Origin of the sequence: Streptomyces lienomycini, from assembly GCF_027947595.1 — a bacterium.
GTDB lineage: Bacteria > Actinomycetota > Actinomycetes > Streptomycetales > Streptomycetaceae > Streptomyces > Streptomyces lienomycini.
The window spans coordinates 4,798,121-4,811,706 of the sequence record NZ_CP116257.1; the positions used below are offsets into that span (position 1 = coordinate 4,798,121).

General features: G+C 74.3%; 15 protein-coding genes. 9 read left to right on the forward strand and 6 right to left on the reverse strand.

Features of this window, described 5'->3' with window-relative positions:
* Positions 1-328 precede the first annotated feature (328 nt).
* Genes dhaK through BJ961_RS21760 form a run of 3 tightly spaced genes read left to right on the forward strand, consistent with a single transcriptional unit; the run spans position 329 to position 2,376 of the window.
* A complete protein-coding gene (gene dhaK, locus BJ961_RS21750; RefSeq protein WP_271414477.1) occupies positions 329-1,321 on the forward strand; it encodes a dihydroxyacetone kinase subunit DhaK in 993 nt (330 codons plus the stop codon).
* A 49-nt stretch (positions 1,322-1,370) separates the two neighbouring features.
* Positions 1,371-1,970, forward strand: a complete 600-nt coding sequence (gene dhaL / locus BJ961_RS21755; RefSeq protein ID WP_271414478.1) for a dihydroxyacetone kinase subunit DhaL — start codon at positions 1,371-1,373, stop codon at positions 1,968-1,970.
* Positions 1,963-2,376, forward strand: coding sequence for a PTS-dependent dihydroxyacetone kinase phosphotransferase subunit DhaM (locus BJ961_RS21760; RefSeq protein ID WP_271414479.1), 414 nt, complete (start codon positions 1,963-1,965; stop codon positions 2,374-2,376). Before dhaL ends, BJ961_RS21760 begins: the two co-directional genes overlap by 8 nt.
* Positions 2,377-2,514: 138 nt before the next feature.
* On the opposite strand, the gene BJ961_RS21765 is transcribed toward BJ961_RS21760, so the two are convergent.
* The gene (locus tag BJ961_RS21765; RefSeq protein WP_271414480.1) at positions 2,515-3,372 is read right to left on the reverse strand and encodes a glycoside hydrolase family 75 protein; all 858 of its coding nucleotides are present in this window, start codon (positions 3,370-3,372) and stop codon (positions 2,515-2,517) included.
* Between the two features lie 392 nt (positions 3,373-3,764).
* Here BJ961_RS21765 and BJ961_RS21770 point away from each other — a divergent pair, with 392 nt between their 5' ends.
* Together BJ961_RS21770 and BJ961_RS21775 are read left to right on the forward strand one after the other, a co-directional pair.
* Positions 3,765-4,784 (forward strand): fibronectin type III domain-containing protein, encoded by a 1,020-nt coding sequence (locus BJ961_RS21770; protein ID WP_271414481.1) that lies wholly within the window; start codon positions 3,765-3,767, stop codon positions 4,782-4,784.
* Between the two features lie 171 nt (positions 4,785-4,955).
* The gene (locus tag BJ961_RS21775; protein ID WP_271414482.1) at positions 4,956-5,507 is read left to right on the forward strand and encodes a hypothetical protein; all 552 of its coding nucleotides are present in this window, start codon (positions 4,956-4,958) and stop codon (positions 5,505-5,507) included.
* 34 nt (positions 5,508-5,541) lie between these two features.
* Here the strand turns inward: BJ961_RS21775 and BJ961_RS21780 are convergent, their stop codons facing one another.
* From BJ961_RS21780 to BJ961_RS21800, 5 genes are all read right to left on the reverse strand, one after another.
* Positions 5,542-6,093, reverse strand: a complete 552-nt coding sequence (locus BJ961_RS21780) for a PadR family transcriptional regulator (RefSeq protein ID WP_271414483.1) — start codon at positions 6,091-6,093, stop codon at positions 5,542-5,544.
* A gap of 42 nt (positions 6,094-6,135) precedes the next feature.
* The gene (locus BJ961_RS21785; RefSeq protein ID WP_271414484.1) at positions 6,136-8,151 is read right to left on the reverse strand and encodes an NADPH-dependent 2,4-dienoyl-CoA reductase; all 2,016 of its coding nucleotides are present in this window, start codon (positions 8,149-8,151) and stop codon (positions 6,136-6,138) included.
* A gap of 113 nt (positions 8,152-8,264) precedes the next feature.
* Positions 8,265-8,636 (reverse strand): hypothetical protein, encoded by a 372-nt coding sequence (locus BJ961_RS21790; protein WP_271414485.1) that lies wholly within the window; start codon positions 8,634-8,636, stop codon positions 8,265-8,267.
* Positions 8,637-8,706: 70 nt separating this feature from the next.
* Positions 8,707-9,600 (reverse strand): hypothetical protein, encoded by an 894-nt coding sequence (locus BJ961_RS21795; RefSeq protein ID WP_271414486.1) that lies wholly within the window; start codon positions 9,598-9,600, stop codon positions 8,707-8,709.
* Between the two features lie 143 nt (positions 9,601-9,743).
* Entirely contained in the window at positions 9,744-10,589 is an 846-nt protein-coding gene (locus BJ961_RS21800; RefSeq protein ID WP_271414487.1) for a putative protein N(5)-glutamine methyltransferase, read from the reverse strand.
* 351 nt (positions 10,590-10,940) lie between these two features.
* On the opposite strand from BJ961_RS21800, the gene BJ961_RS21805 reads away from it, so the two are divergent.
* The 4 genes from BJ961_RS21805 (at position 10,941) to BJ961_RS21820 (ending at position 13,586) form a co-directional block, all read left to right on the forward strand.
* Positions 10,941-11,348, forward strand: a complete 408-nt coding sequence (locus tag BJ961_RS21805) for a MarR family winged helix-turn-helix transcriptional regulator (protein ID WP_381161363.1) — start codon at positions 10,941-10,943, stop codon at positions 11,346-11,348.
* A 91-nt stretch (positions 11,349-11,439) separates the two neighbouring features.
* Positions 11,440-12,045, forward strand: coding sequence for a sulfite oxidase-like oxidoreductase (locus tag BJ961_RS21810; protein WP_271414489.1), 606 nt, complete (start codon positions 11,440-11,442; stop codon positions 12,043-12,045).
* Positions 12,046-12,094: 49 nt separating this feature from the next.
* Positions 12,095-12,814, forward strand: coding sequence for a ferredoxin reductase (locus tag BJ961_RS21815; protein ID WP_271417126.1), 720 nt, complete (start codon positions 12,095-12,097; stop codon positions 12,812-12,814).
* A gap of 187 nt (positions 12,815-13,001) precedes the next feature.
* The gene (locus BJ961_RS21820) at positions 13,002-13,586 is read left to right on the forward strand and encodes an Rv1733c family protein (RefSeq protein ID WP_271414490.1); all 585 of its coding nucleotides are present in this window, start codon (positions 13,002-13,004) and stop codon (positions 13,584-13,586) included.

A 13,586-nucleotide genomic window follows, 5' to 3' on the forward strand; every position in this document is an offset into this window, starting at 1 on the left:
CCCGCAGGCCCTGCCTGCCGATACAGGCAGATCCGATCACACGACGTCATCACAGTGAAGGCACAGTGCCTTCACGGGACCGGACCGTGATCCCGCCGTCATAGTCCGCGGCGGACGGCGCGGCACACGGCGTCGACCGGGCGGTTCCCGACGGGCGGGGGCACGCCCGTGCCGTGCTCGCGCGTGACCTTCGCTGCCGCAAGGCCGATACTGCCGACAGCAGGGATCCCGACCAAGCCGCACCCCACCGTCCGGCCGACCTGACGAGCCGTCACCGAAGTCGGCGGTAGGTCGGCGCCTGGCCCACCAGCCTTCCCAGGAGGTACCCATGAGGATGCTCATCAACGTCCCCGAGACCGTCGTCGCCGACGCGCTGCGCGGTATGGCGGCCGCACATCCCGAGTTGACCGTGGACGTCGAGAACAGGGTGATCGTGCGGCGGGACGCCCCCGTGGCCGGGGATGTCGCCCTGGTGTCGGGGGGCGGGTCCGGGCACGAACCGCTGCACGGCGGGTTCGTGGGGCCCGGGATGCTGGCGGCCGCCTGTCCGGGTGAGGTGTTCACCTCGCCGGTGCCCGACCAGATGGTACGGGCGGCGGCGGCCGTGGACAGCGGGGCCGGGGTGCTGTTCGTCGTGAAGAACTACACCGGTGACGTGCTCAACTTCGACATGGCCGCCGAACTGGCCGAGGACGAGGGCATTCGGATCGCGAAGGTGCTGGTCAACGACGACGTGGCGGTGACGGACAGTCTCTACACGGCCGGCCGGCGCGGCACGGGGGCCACCCTGTTCGTGGAGAAGATCGCCGGTGCCGCGGCGCGGGAGGGCCGCCCGCTGGAGCAGGTGGAGGCGATCGCCCGCCGGGTCAACGAGAGCTCCCGCAGTTTCGGCGTGGCGCTCAGCGCCGTCACCACTCCGGCCAAGGGCAGCCCAACCTTCGACCTCCCCACCGGTGAGCTGGAACTGGGCATCGGCATCCACGGGGAGCCGGGCCGGGAGCGGCGGCCGATGATGACGTCGGGCGAGATCGCCGAGGCGGCCGTGGACGCCGTCCTGACCGACCTCGCCCCGAGCAGCCCCGTCCTCGTCCTGGTCAACGGCATGGGCGCGACGCCGCTGCTGGAGCTGTACGGCTTCAACGCCGAGGTGCAGCGTGTCCTCGGCGAGCGGGGTGTCGCCGTGGCCCGCACTCTCGTCGGGAACTACGTCACCTCGCTGGACATGGCCGGTGCCTCGGTCACCCTGTGCGAGATCGACGAGGAACTGCTCGGTCTGTGGGACGCGCCGGTCAGTACGCCGGGTCTGCGATGGGGCATGTGACGGCGGACGGGGCGAGAATCGGGACGTACCTACGAGGCAAGGAGATCATGTGCTCGACGCCGACTTCGTCCGCCGTTGGATGACGGCGACCGCCGCGCTGGTCGACCGGGAGGCGGAACGGCTCACCGCCCTCGACTCACCCATCGGCGACGCCGACCACGGCAGCAATCTTCAGCGCGGATTCACGGCCGTGGCGGCCACGCTGGACAAGGAGGCGCCCGACACCCCCGGCGCCGTCCTGATCCTCGCCGGGCGGCAGCTCATCTCGACGGTCGGCGGTGCCTCGGGGCCGCTGTACGGGACGCTGCTGCGCCGTACCGGCAAGACGCTCGGGGACTCGGCCGAGGTGGGGGTCGAGCAGTTGGCCGAGGCGTTGCGGACGGGGGTGGACGCCGTCCGGACACTCGGTGGTGCCGCGCCGGGCGACAAGACGATGATCGACGCCCTGGTGCCCGCCGTGGACGCCCTGGGCGACTCGTTCGCCGCGGCCCGGACGGCGGCCCTGGAGGGGGCCGAGGCGACCACGCCCATGCAGGCCCGCAAGGGCAGGGCGAGCTATCTGGGCGAGCGCAGCATCGGGCACCAGGACCCGGGGGCGACCTCGGCCGCGCTGCTCTTCGAGGCGCTGAAGGAGACGGCCGGTGAGTGACGAGCGACAGCTGGTGGGGATCGTGCTGGTGTCCCACAGCCCCGAGGTCGCCGCCTCCGTGGCGGAGCTGGCGAAGGCGCTGTCGGGCGGTGGCGGGGCGGTGCCCGTGGCCCCGGCCGGCGGCACCGCGTCCGGCGGGTTCGGGACGAGTTCCGAACTGGTCGCCGCGGCCGCCGCCTCGGTGGACCGGGGCGCGGGGGTCGCCGTCCTCACCGACCTCGGCAGCGCGGTCCTCACCGTGAAGGCGCTGCTCGCCGAGGGCGACGAACTCCCGGACCGCACTCGTCTGGTGGACGCGCCCTTCGTCGAGGGAGCGGTGGCGGCGGTGGTGACGGCCTCGACGGGCGCCGACCTCGCGGCCGTGGAGGCGGCGGCCGGGGAGGCGTACTCCTACCGGAAGACCTGAGCGGGGTTCCGGCGGCGGTCCGGCCAAGGATCGGGCCGCCGGCCCTCCCGCGGGCGGCCGGTTCCCCCGTCGGAGCCGGCCGCCCACCGGGCTCCGGGCGAGGCGTGGTGGGACCGGCGGGGCGGCCGGTCGACCGGGTCAGTCGCCGTCCAGGAACTTCCGCGCCAGCCGCTCCCCCGCCCGCTCCGCCGCGGTCGTGTCCTCGATGGGCTCGACCTCGGTGTCCTTGAAGACGATGTACGTCACGTCGGAGGCCACGCCGCCGCCCTGCGGGTCCGCCGGGATGCCGAGGGACCGTGCGGCGGCGTAGGAGGCCTCGCCGATGAGGTCGCGCGGGCCGACGTCGCCGACGACCGCGTACCGCACCCGGTCGCCGTGCACGACGGCCGCGACCGATCCGCCGCGGATGTCGTCCGCACGGTGGTCCCAGGTGTCGCTGGGGCCGGGCACGACGACGTAGGGCAGGCGTTCGGCGTCCAGCGGGCGCCCGTCCGACTCCGTGTAGGCGGTGGCGGGGCTGAAGTGCGGGTCGGTGCGGATGTTGCACCGGTCGCCGGTCCGGCCGTCGCAGTCGACGTCCAGGTCGGCCTTCCAGTACACGGCGTCGCGCGTGCCGCAGACCGGGATGTCCGCGGGTGCCCCGGCGTCGCTGCGGTAGCGCCCCGCCGAGACGGGTTCGCACTCCCGCACCCTGGCGAGCAGGTCGGCGGCGCGGACGGGCCCGTCGCCCCCGCTCCGCTTCGGACGGGCGCCGACCCGGGTCTCGGGCCGGGCCCGCGAGGGAGGCGGCGCGGGCTGCTCGGCCGCCGAGCGCGGGACGGGGCCGATCCGGACTTCGGACCTGTCCGCCCGCAGGAGCCCGGCCCGGTCCGGGGCACCGGGCGGCTGAATCCGCGCCGGCGGGTCGGGGAGCGGCTCGGGGGGTGCGACGGGGAACGTCGCGGGGGCGAGCAGGGCGGCGCTGGCCGCGACCAGTGTCAGCGACTGGACACGCACGATGTGGCCTCTCCTGGGGGACATGGGCGGACACTCGGCCCCATCTGTCCCCGAAACGCCCGCGCGACCACCTTTCGCAGGGCCAGACGGTGCACACCGCAGGTCCGAGCACCGTTCGGCCCGGGGCGTCCGGCCGGGGAGGGCGGACCGTGCCTGTGCCGGCCCCGGTCCGCCCGGCCGCCCACGCCGGCGCGGGAACGGCGACGACAGCGGTCCGCGCCATCTGCCCGAACTCGGCGGGGTGCGCCGGGAGTTCGGTCGTGAGGTGACTCAGCATACGTAACCCTTCCGGGTGACCGTCACCCACCGCCCTCTTGATGTGATCGCGCCATCGGCGTCATATTGGTCCGGACCATTGCCGTCGAAGTCGGGGCCGTACTGGAGGCGAAGCCGTGCGCGACGTTCCCGTTCCCCCCGTTGCCCCTCCGGCCTCGGCTCAGGTCCCGTTCCGGCGCCGGTGGGCCCTGCTCCTCTGCGGGGCGCTCGTCCTGCTGACGTCGTCCTGCGGCCGGGGCGCGAGCGGCGAGGACACGGGCGGCGCGCTGCCCGGGGCGCCCACGGGTGTCACCGCCCGGGCGGGAAGCGCGACGACCGTGCACGTGATGTGGAACGCGGTCGACGGCGTGCGGACGTACGAGGTGTACCGCGCCGGCACGCTGGTCGAGGAGGTCCCGGCGGCCGAGCGCATGGTGGACGTCACCCGGTTGCGCCCCTCGACGGCGTACGCGTTCACCGTGCGGGCGCGCGACGCCGACGGGCGGCTGGGACCGCGCAGCCGCGAGGTGCGGGCGACCACACCCGCCGCGGTGGCCGACGACTCCGCTCCCACGCGGCCGGGCGACGTCCGCGGCCGGGCGGTGGACAGCCGGGCGGTCCAGCTCACCTGGTCCGCCGCGAGGGACGACCGCGGCGTGGCGTCGTACGACGTCTACCAGGGCGACACGAAGGTGCACAGCGTCGGTGGCAACCAGACGGCGGCCGTGGTCACGGGGCTGCGGGCGGGCACCCGCTACTCCTTCACCGTCCGGGCGCGGGACGCCGCCGACAACGTCTCCCCCGCCGGAGCCGCCGTCCGGCTCACCACTCCGGGCTCCGACGACGGACACGCCACCGCGCCGACCGGTCTGCGCGCCGCCTCGCACCGGGCCGACGGGGCGTACTACCTCGACCTCGCCTGGGTCCCGCCGCGCACCGACGCCCCGGTGACCGAGTACCAGATCCACCTGGACGGCCGTGCGGCCACCTCGCTGGTCTACGGTGCCGAGGCGCCGCGCGACCGCGCCGAGTACAGCTTCTACGCGGGGCGCGAGGCCGGGGTCACGCACCGGGTGCGGATCCGGGCGAGGCTGGCCGACGGGACCTGGGGCGGCTTCTCGGCGGAGCGGAAGGTGACCCTGGGCGCGGGCCGCTGACGTGCCGCCCGGCCGGCTGCCACCCGGCTCGGTGAGCGCGTCACCTGGCCGGTCGCGCTCCGCATGCGGGCAGGGTCGCCGCCCTGTTGGCTGCCAGAGGGGGCACGGGCGTTCCCGATCCCGGCGGCGCAAGGGATGTACCGCCGACCGTGCCGCCGGAGGGCAGTCCACATGCGCATCTCATCGCCGCTTCTCCGCTTCGGCGCGACCGTGGCGGTCGCCGCCGCGCTGCCCGTCGCGCTGTCCGCCGGGCCGGCTCTGGCGGGGCCCGGGATCTCCGTGAGCACCACCGGGACCACGGTGTCGGTCACGACCACGGCCTGCGCCCAGTTGAACGGCAGTTGGGGCACCGCCTCGCTGCTCACCAGCAGCCAGCGGGACTTCGCCCAGGGGCGTCAGGTGGCGCTGTCCGGCAGTGGTTCGGGCCAGTCCGCGGCCTGGTCGGGCATCACGCCGGGCACCTACACGGTGATCGTCATGTGCTCGAACAACAGCACCGCCGGCACCCAGACGGTCATCGTCTCCTCGGCGCCCTCCCCCGCGCCCAGCCGCTCCGCCGTGCCCTCTCCGTCCGCGTCGCCGGGCGGTGTCATGGGCGGTCTCGGCGGGGCCGTCCAGGACTACGGGACGGCCACCCTGGTGGGGGGCGGGGCGCTGGTGGGCGCGGGCGTCATCGCCGCGGCCTGGTTCCTGCGCCGCCGCTCGAAGCCGTACCGCTTCTGAGCGGGGCCGAAGCACAGCGCCGCGGGCGCCGCGGTCAGGCCGGTCCGTCGCCGGGCAGTTCGGCGAACTCCGCCAGCGCGCGTCCGAGCCACTGGGTCCAGAACGTCTCCAGGTCGATTCCGGCCCGCAGCACCAGGTGCCGGAGCCGGTCCTCGGCGCTGTCCCGGCCGGGCGGGAAGTCCCGCTTCTCGATCGCCTCGTACTCGGCCAACTGCCGTTCGTGCAGCTCCAGGTGGCGGCGCAGGTCCGCCTCGACACCGGCGGTGCCGACCACGGCGGCGGCGCGCAGCCGCAGCAGCATCGTGTCCCGCAGCGGCTTGGGGTCGTGCGGGGCGGCGGTCCAGCGGGCCAGTTCGTCGCGGCCCGCGGGCAGGACCTCGTAGGACTTCTTCTGTCCGCGGGCCGGCTGCTGGCCGGGCAGCGCGCGGATCAGCCCCTCGGCCTCCAGTCTTCCCAGCTCGCGGTAGATCTGCTGGTGCGTCGCCGACCAGAAGTAGCCGATCGACCGGTCGAACCTGCGGGTCAGCTCCAGCCCCGACGACGGCTTTTCGACCAGGGCGGTGAGGATCGCGTGCGGGAGTGACATGGGCTCATCCTAGGGACGGGCCCGCCCTCCGCCCGCCCTCCCCTACAGCGCCGCCGCCAGCTCGGTCCCCTGCTTGATCGCGCGCTTGGCGTCCAGCTCGGCGGCCACGTCGGCGCCGCCGATGAGGTGCGCGGTGCGCCCCGCGGCGACCAGGTCGTCGTACAGGCCGCGGCTCGGTTCCTGGCCCGTGCACAGGACGACGGTGTCGACCTCCAGCACGGTGGACTCGCCGCCGACGGTGATGTGCAGTCCGGTGTCGTCGATCCGGTCGTAGCGCACGCCCGGGACCATGGTGACGCCGCGGTGCCTCAGCTCCGTGCGGTGGATCCAGCCGGTGGTCCTGCCGAGCCCGGCGCCGACCTTGGACGTCTTGCGCTGGAGCAGGTGGACGGTGCGCGGCGGCGCGGGGCGTTCGGGCGCGGCGAGGCCGCCGGGGGCGCGGTAGTCGGTGTCGACGCCCCAGAGGCGGAAGTACGTCGCGGGGTCCTCGTGCGCCTTGTCGCCGCCGTCGGTGAGGTACTCGGCGACGTCGAAGCCGATGCCGCCCGCGCCGAGGATCGCGACGCGCCCGCCGACGGGGGCGCCGTCGCGCAGGACGTCGAGGTAGCCGACGACGGACGGGTGGTCGGCGCCGGGGATGTCGGGGGTACGGGGGGTGACTCCGGTGGCGACGACGACCTCGTCGTGGCCGGTGAGGTCGTCGGCGCCCACTCGGGTGTTCAGCCGTATGTCGACGCCGTGGGCGGCGAGCCGGTCGCGGAAGTAGCGCAGCGTCTCGTCGAACTCCTGCTTGCCGGGGACCTTGCGGGCGACGTTGAGCTGGCCGCCGATCTCGCTCGCGGCGTCGAACAGGGTGACCTGGTGGCCGCGTTCGGCGGCGCTGACGGCGCAGGCCAGTCCGGCCGGTCCGGCGCCGACGACGGCGACGCGCTTGCGCCGCCGGGTCGGGGCGAGGACCAGCTCGGTCTCGTGGCAGGCGCGCGGGTTGACCAGGCAGGAGGTGATCTGCCCGCTGAAGGTGTGGTCCAGGCAGGCCTGGTTGCAGCCGATGCAGGTGTTGATGGCCTCCGGGCGACCCGCCGCGGCCTTGGCGACGAAGTCGGGGTCGGCGAGCATCGGACGGGCCATCGAGACCATGTCGGCGGCGCCCTCGGCGAGCAACTGCTCGGCCACCTCGGGGGTGTTGATGCGGTTGGTGGTGACGAGGGGCACCGACACCTCGCCCATCAGCCGCTTGGTGACCCAGGTGTAGGCGCCGCGCGGCACGGATGTGGCGATGGTGGGGATGCGGGCCTCGTGCCAGCCGATGCCGGTGTTGATGAGGGTCGCGCCGGCGGTCTCGACGGCCTTGGCGAGGGTGATCACCTCGTCGAGGGTGGAGCCGCCGGGCACCAGGTCGAGCATGGACAGGCGGTAGACGACGATGAAGTCCTCGCCGACCGCCTCGCGCACCCGGCGGACGATCTCGACGGGGAAGCGGGTCCGGTTCTCGTACGAGCCGCCCCAGCGGTCGGTGCGATGGTTGGTCCGCGCGGCGATGAACTCGTTGATCAGGTAGCCCTCGGAGCCCATGATCTCGACGCCGTCGTATCCGGCCTCGCGCGCCAGCCGGGCCGTGCGGACGTAGTCGTCGATGGTGCGTTCGACGTCCGCGTCGGTCAGCTCGCGCGGCACGTGCGGGCTGATCGGTGCCTGGAGCGCGCTCGGGGCGACCAGGTCGGCGTGGTAGGCGTAGCGGCCGAAGTGCAGGATCTGCAGGGCGATGCGGCCGCCCTCGCGGTGCACGGCGTCGGTGACGACACGGTGCTGCCCGGCCTCCTGCGGGGTGGTGAGCCTGGCGCCGCCCGGGTAGGGGCGGCCCTCGTCGTTGGGGGCGATGCCGCCGGTGACGATGAGGCCCACTCCGCCGCGGGCCCGGGCGGCGTAGAAGGCGGCCATGCGCGCGAAGCCGTGCTCGGCCTCTTCGAGGCCGACGTGCATGGAGCCCATCAGCACCCGGTTGGGCAGCGTGGTGAATCCCAGGTCGAGCGGGCTCAGCAGGTGGGGGTAACGGCTCATCGGGCCCTCCGTGCGCGGTGTGGTGCCTCAGTTGTAGAGGACCGCCGCCTCTTTGTGCAACTAGTTGCACAAAGGGGCGGCGCACACCACACCGGGCGCCCGGCAGGCTCGTGTCAGCGGCTCTCCAGCCGTACGTGCAGTTCCCGTTCCTGGTCCCCGGAGGCCGTGCTCAGGTCCTGCACGGTGAACAGGGAGTCCAAGGTGGTGCGGAACCTGTCGATCGCCCAGTAGCCGCCCTGCACGTCGGCGTCCACGGACGCGGCGAGCCGGGCGGGGTCGCACTCGCCCCGCCGGGCGTCGGCCACGTCGTAGGTGCCGAGCCACACGGTCGGGCGCACCTCGTGGTACTCCCGCGTCACGTCGCCCGTGTGCCGGTCGGAGGAGAAGCAGGCGCACAGCGCGTCGAACACGGTCCGGGCGTCCTCCTTGCTGCACCCGCTCAGCTCCACCGAGACGGACTCCGGGTGCGGTCGCTCACCGTCCATCGTGATCGCTCCTCTCATGGCCCATACCACCAGAAAAGCACCTTGCGCGGCGTGGCGCGAAGGGGCCGGGTCAGCCCCGGGTGAAGCGGTACGTCTTGCTGTCGGTCAGCACGCAGAAGCCGGGTGACACGACGATCACGCGCAGGGTGCCGGTGCGGCGGTCGTAGTCGACGCCCTCCGCCTCGAAGCCGCCGGAGCAGGCACTGCGCAGCGGCAGCTGACGCAGGGCGGTGACGTGTCCGGTGACATCGGCGGTGCCGCTCGGCGCCGCCGACAGGTCGATCCGCAGCAGCGGTTTGGTGATCCCGAAGAGGGTGCCCTCCGGGTCGTCGGAGGAGCACAGCAGCGTGGTCGCGTCGTCGAGGAAGTCGCAGCCCTGGACGTCGCGCACGGCGTGGTCCAGGTGGACGGTGGCCGCCTGCGGGAGGTTCGCCGAGGGCGAGGTGGCGGGGTTGACGCCGGGGGTCGGGAAGACCAGCAGCCGGTTCATGGTGCCCCACTCGCCCGCCAGCATCCACTGGCCGTCCGGCGTCACGGCGGACCACGAGTTGTTCCGCGCCTCGCCCGCGCTCAGCGTGTGCACGTACTCGGACCAGCTCCCGTCCGGGGCCTGCACGCGGAACATCTTGGTGTTCCCGTCGTCCCGCTGGTACGGCTCGATGTAGTGGCCGTCGTACGAGGCGTCGGGGTCGCCGACGTGGTTCCAGCCCCGGACACCGAGGCCGAGGGGGATGGTGCCGATGCCGGTGTAGCGGTTGGGGCTGCCCGCGGGGACCTCCACCGAGGCCAGGCCCTGGCTCTCGGTCAGCGGGTCGGCGCGGTCGGAACCGGCCTCGGTCCAGGTCTCGGCGGCGGGGTCGGCCGCCGCCGCCGGACCGGCGAGGCCGAGGGTGAGGGAGAGGGCGAGGACGGCGAGTCCGGTCGTCAGGACGGTGTGACAACGTTGCCGGGCGCGCAGGGACATGGGTCTCCTCGTGGGGTGGCCGGGCGGCACGGGTGTGGGGCGCTCGGCGCACAGTCTGGACCGCCGCCGAAGTCATGTACAGACCAACTCCGGACGCGCTTCGCACGGCGGTCGACTCCCTCGGGGACGCCGGACGGGGGCGGTCAGCCCCTGACGCCGATCACCACATGGGCGTACAGCTCCTCGCAGACCGCGAGGCGGGTGGTCAGGCCGGCCCGGGTGAAGGCGGCGACGGCGGCGGGTGCCTGGCGTTCACTCGTCTCGACCAGCAGGCAGCCGCCGGGCGCGAGCCAGTCGGGCGCCTCGGCCGCGACCCTGCGCAGCACGTCGAGGCCGTCGGCGCCGCCGTCGAGGGCGACCAGCGGTTCGTGTTCGCGGGCCTCGGCCGGCAGCAGGGCGACCTCGCCGGTGGGGACGTACGGCACATTGGCCGCGAGGATGTCCACCCGGCCGCGCAGGGCGTCGGGCAACGCCTCGAAGAGGTCGCCGGCGTACACCAGGCCGCCCGCGTCCGCGAGGTTGCCCCGGGCGCAGCGCACGGCGGCCGGATCGACGTCGGCGGCGTGCACCTCGGGCCGGTCGAGCGCGGCGCCCAGGGCCGCGCCGACGGCGCCGGACCCGCAGCACAGGTCCACGACGACGTCCGCGTGCGGCGCGTGGGCGAGCGCCTCGGACACCAGGAACTCGGTGCGTCGGCGGGGCACGAAGACGCCGGGGGCGACCCCGATGCGCAGGCCGCGGAACTCGGCCCAGCCGAGGACGAGTTCGAGAGGCAGCCCGGTGACGCGGCGGTCCACCAGCGCGACGAGTTCCGCGGCGGTGCGGGCGGCCGTCAGGATGAGCGACGCCTCGTCCTCGGCGAAGACGCACCCGGCGGCGCGCAGGGCGGCCACGACGGAGTCACCCGATGGCAGGGAGGGCGAGAAGAGGACCGCGGGGGACGAGGAGGGCGCGGACGACGAAGGGGAGGAAGGGGAAGCGTGAGGCATGGAAGCCGAGAGCCTTTCGGGAACCGAAGGGCGCTCTCACGGTCACCCGTTGCCGGTGACCGCACTGCCGTGAGGTGAGAGCACCCGGGCCGACACAGCGGTGATGGGTCTCACCTCCAAGGCGTCCGAAGGCCGGGGCGGTCCGCGGCCGTCGGTCACACTACCCCAACGACCGGGCGCCGCAGGAGCCCTGGAGACCGGAGGCGGCCGACTCGCGTCCCCCCTCGAGTTGTACTGTGCAACCAGCGATGCGGAGGAGGACCTGTGCCGGCTGCCGGGAGACCCGAGGAGACGACCGCCGCCCCGGGCGGGCGCCCGGCGGACGCGGCCGTGGAGACCATCCAGCGCGAGATGACGGCCTTCGCCCGCCGGGCCCGCGCCTCGGCGGGACGCATGCACCCGGAGCTGTCGCTGGTGTCGTACACGCTGCTCGGGCATCTGGAGGAGCGGGACGGCCTGCGGGCCACGGACCTGGCCGCCCACTACGCCCTGGACAAGTCCACCGTCAGCCGCCAGGTGTCCGCGCTGGAGCGCGCCGGGCTGATCGAACGGCGTGTCGACCCGGACGACCACCGCGTCCAGGTCCTGCACCTGACGGGGTCCGGGCGGCGCGTCCTGGCCCAGGTCACCGAGCGCCGGCGGGCCGCCTTCCGGGAGCGGCTCGCGCGGTGGCCCGAGGACGACCTGCTCCGCTTCGCCGCGTATCTGGAGCGGTACAACGCGTGGCCGGGGCCCGACCGGGGCGAGGAGCGGGCCTGAGCAGCGCTCCGGGACACGTACCGTGGACGGGTACGCACTGATCACGCAGGCCGCGGGCAGCCCGCCCCGACGGCCCGAAAGGCCCCACCGCATGAACACCACCCGAGGCTTCACCGGGCGTCCGCGCGCCGCCCGGCCGGGGCTGCCGCCCGGCCAGTACGACGCGGGCGACGACTGGCCCGTGCTGTCCGCCGAGGTCACCCCCGACATCGCGCCCGCCGACTGGACCTTCGCGGTGGGCGGTCTCGTCGCCGAGCCCCGCGCCTGGGACCTGGCCGGGGCCCGCGGACTGCCGGCGTCCGCGTACGCGGGCGACATCCACTGCGTCACCGGCTGGTCGAAGTTCGGGGTGCGGTTCGGCGGCGCGTCCCTGGACGCCTTCCTGGACGCGGCGGGCCCACTGCCGTCCGCCACGCACGCCGTCGCCCGGTCCCACACCGGCTACACGGCGAACCTGCCGCTCGCGGACCTGACCGGCGGGCGGGCCTGGATCGTGTGGGAGTACGACGGGCGGCCGCTGGCCCCCGAGCACGGCGGTCCGGCGCGGCTGGTCGTCCCGCACCTGTACTTCTGGAAGAGCGTCAAGTGGATCGCGTCCCTGGACCTGCTGGACCACGACGAGCCGGGCTTCTGGGAGCGCAACGGGTACCACGCGCGCGGAAACCCCTGGCGGGAGCAGCGGTACTCCGGTGACTGAGACGGCGACGCACACGGCAGGCGGTTCCACTGCCCCGGCGCGGTTCGCGGTGCCGGGACGCGTCGAGGTGAACGGCGAGGCGGCCGGGACGTGGCGCACGGCCACGCTCACGGAGATCCGCCGCGAGACGCCCCGCGCCTCGACCTTCCGGCTCGCCGTGCCCGGCTGGGCGGGCCACGTGCCGGGCCAGCACCTGATGCTGCGGCTCACCGCCGAGGACGGCTACCGCGCCCAGCGGCACTACTCGCTGGCGTCCGCGCCGGACGACTCCGGGCACATCGAGCTGACCCTCGACCACGTGCCCGACGGAGAGGTGTCCGGCTGGTTCCACACGGTGGCGCGGCCCGGTGACGAGATCGAGGTGCGCGGCCCGCTCAGCGGCTTCTTCGCGTGGCCCGGCGACAGGCCCGCCCTGCTGCTCGGCGCGGGTTCCGGCGTCGTCCCGCTGATGTCGATGGTGCGGCACCACCGGGCGCGGGGCCTGAGGGTGCCGCTGCGTCTCCTGGTCTCCGCGCGCGGCCCCGAGGAGCTGATCTACGCCCGTGAGTTCGGCGTGGAAACGACACCCGTGTTCACCCGGACCGCGCCGGCCGGGACGCCGGTGGGCCGGCTGGCGTCCGCGCACCTGGCGCCGCTCCTGTCCGAGCCGCCCGCCGGCGGCTGGGAGGCCTACGTGTGCGGGTCCAACTCCTTCGCGGAACACGCGTCACGGCTGCTGGTCGCGGCCGGACAGCCGGTGGACCGGATCCGGATCGAGCGCTTCGGCTGACCCACGCCGGGACCCGCACCGGATTCGTGCCCGGACCCCGCCCCGAGGGGTGAGCGAGGCACGCAGGACTGGGTACCAGATGAGTGCGGGCACTCGCACACGTGGCGCGACACGAGGATGCGGCGGCCACCGTGCTCGTACGGCCGTCCGTCCAACCTCCGGTCGCGGTGATCGCGGGGAGGTCGACATGCGAACCCGGGTACGCGGCTGGCGCCTGCGGCACAATCCGCTGCGGCGCCGCTCGGACGTCGTCGAGGCGTGGACCGCCGTGGTCGTCGCCCTCCTGCTGTTCGTGGGGGCACCAGTGCTCGGAGCCGTCACCGCGTGGTGGGGCTACGGGCAGGCGCAGGCGGTCGTCGCCCAGCAGCGGAGCGAGCGGCACCACGTCCGTGCCTCGGTGGTCGACAGGGCCACCGGCGCCCTGCCGGAGGGGCAGCTCGGCGGACAGCACTCCTACCGCGCCACCGTCCGCTGGAGCGCACCGGACGGCACGGAGAGAAGCACCACGGCACGGGTACCGGCGACCACCCGCCACGGTGACGCGGTCGACGTGTGGCTGGACTCGCGCGGCCGGAGTGTGCCGCCGCCGTCGGACGACGCCGAGATCTGGCAGCACAGCGCCACCATCGGCTCGTTCACCGCCATCGGGACCGCGCTCACGGTGCTCCTCGCACACCGTGCCGTGCGCGGGGTGGCCATGCGGCGCCGCCTGGCGGAGTGGGACCGCGACTGGGCGCGCACCGAACCGCGGTGGACCCACCGCCGGGCCTGA

Coding starts and splice junctions, on each gene's coding strand:
- BJ961_RS21805 (WP_381161363.1), top strand. CDS start 10,941: ATGACGGCCTTCGCCCGCCGGGCCCGCGCCTCGGCGGGACGCATGCAC.
- BJ961_RS21790 (WP_271414485.1), bottom strand. CDS start 8,636: ATGGACGGTGAGCGACCGCACCCGGAGTCCGTCTCGGTGGAGCTGAGC.
- BJ961_RS21780 (WP_271414483.1), bottom strand. CDS start 6,093: ATGTCACTCCCGCACGCGATCCTCACCGCCCTGGTCGAAAAGCCGTCG.
- BJ961_RS21820 (WP_271414490.1), top strand. CDS start 13,002: ATGCGAACCCGGGTACGCGGCTGGCGCCTGCGGCACAATCCGCTGCGG.
- BJ961_RS21800 (WP_271414487.1), bottom strand. CDS start 10,589: ATGCCTCACGCTTCCCCTTCCTCCCCTTCGTCGTCCGCGCCCTCCTCG.
- dhaK (WP_271414477.1), top strand. CDS start 329: ATGAGGATGCTCATCAACGTCCCCGAGACCGTCGTCGCCGACGCGCTG.
- BJ961_RS21785 (WP_271414484.1), bottom strand. CDS start 8,151: ATGAGCCGTTACCCCCACCTGCTGAGCCCGCTCGACCTGGGATTCACC.
- BJ961_RS21810 (WP_271414489.1), top strand. CDS start 11,440: ATGAACACCACCCGAGGCTTCACCGGGCGTCCGCGCGCCGCCCGGCCG.
- BJ961_RS21795 (WP_271414486.1), bottom strand. CDS start 9,600: ATGTCCCTGCGCGCCCGGCAACGTTGTCACACCGTCCTGACGACCGGA.
- BJ961_RS21775 (WP_271414482.1), top strand. CDS start 4,956: ATGCGCATCTCATCGCCGCTTCTCCGCTTCGGCGCGACCGTGGCGGTC.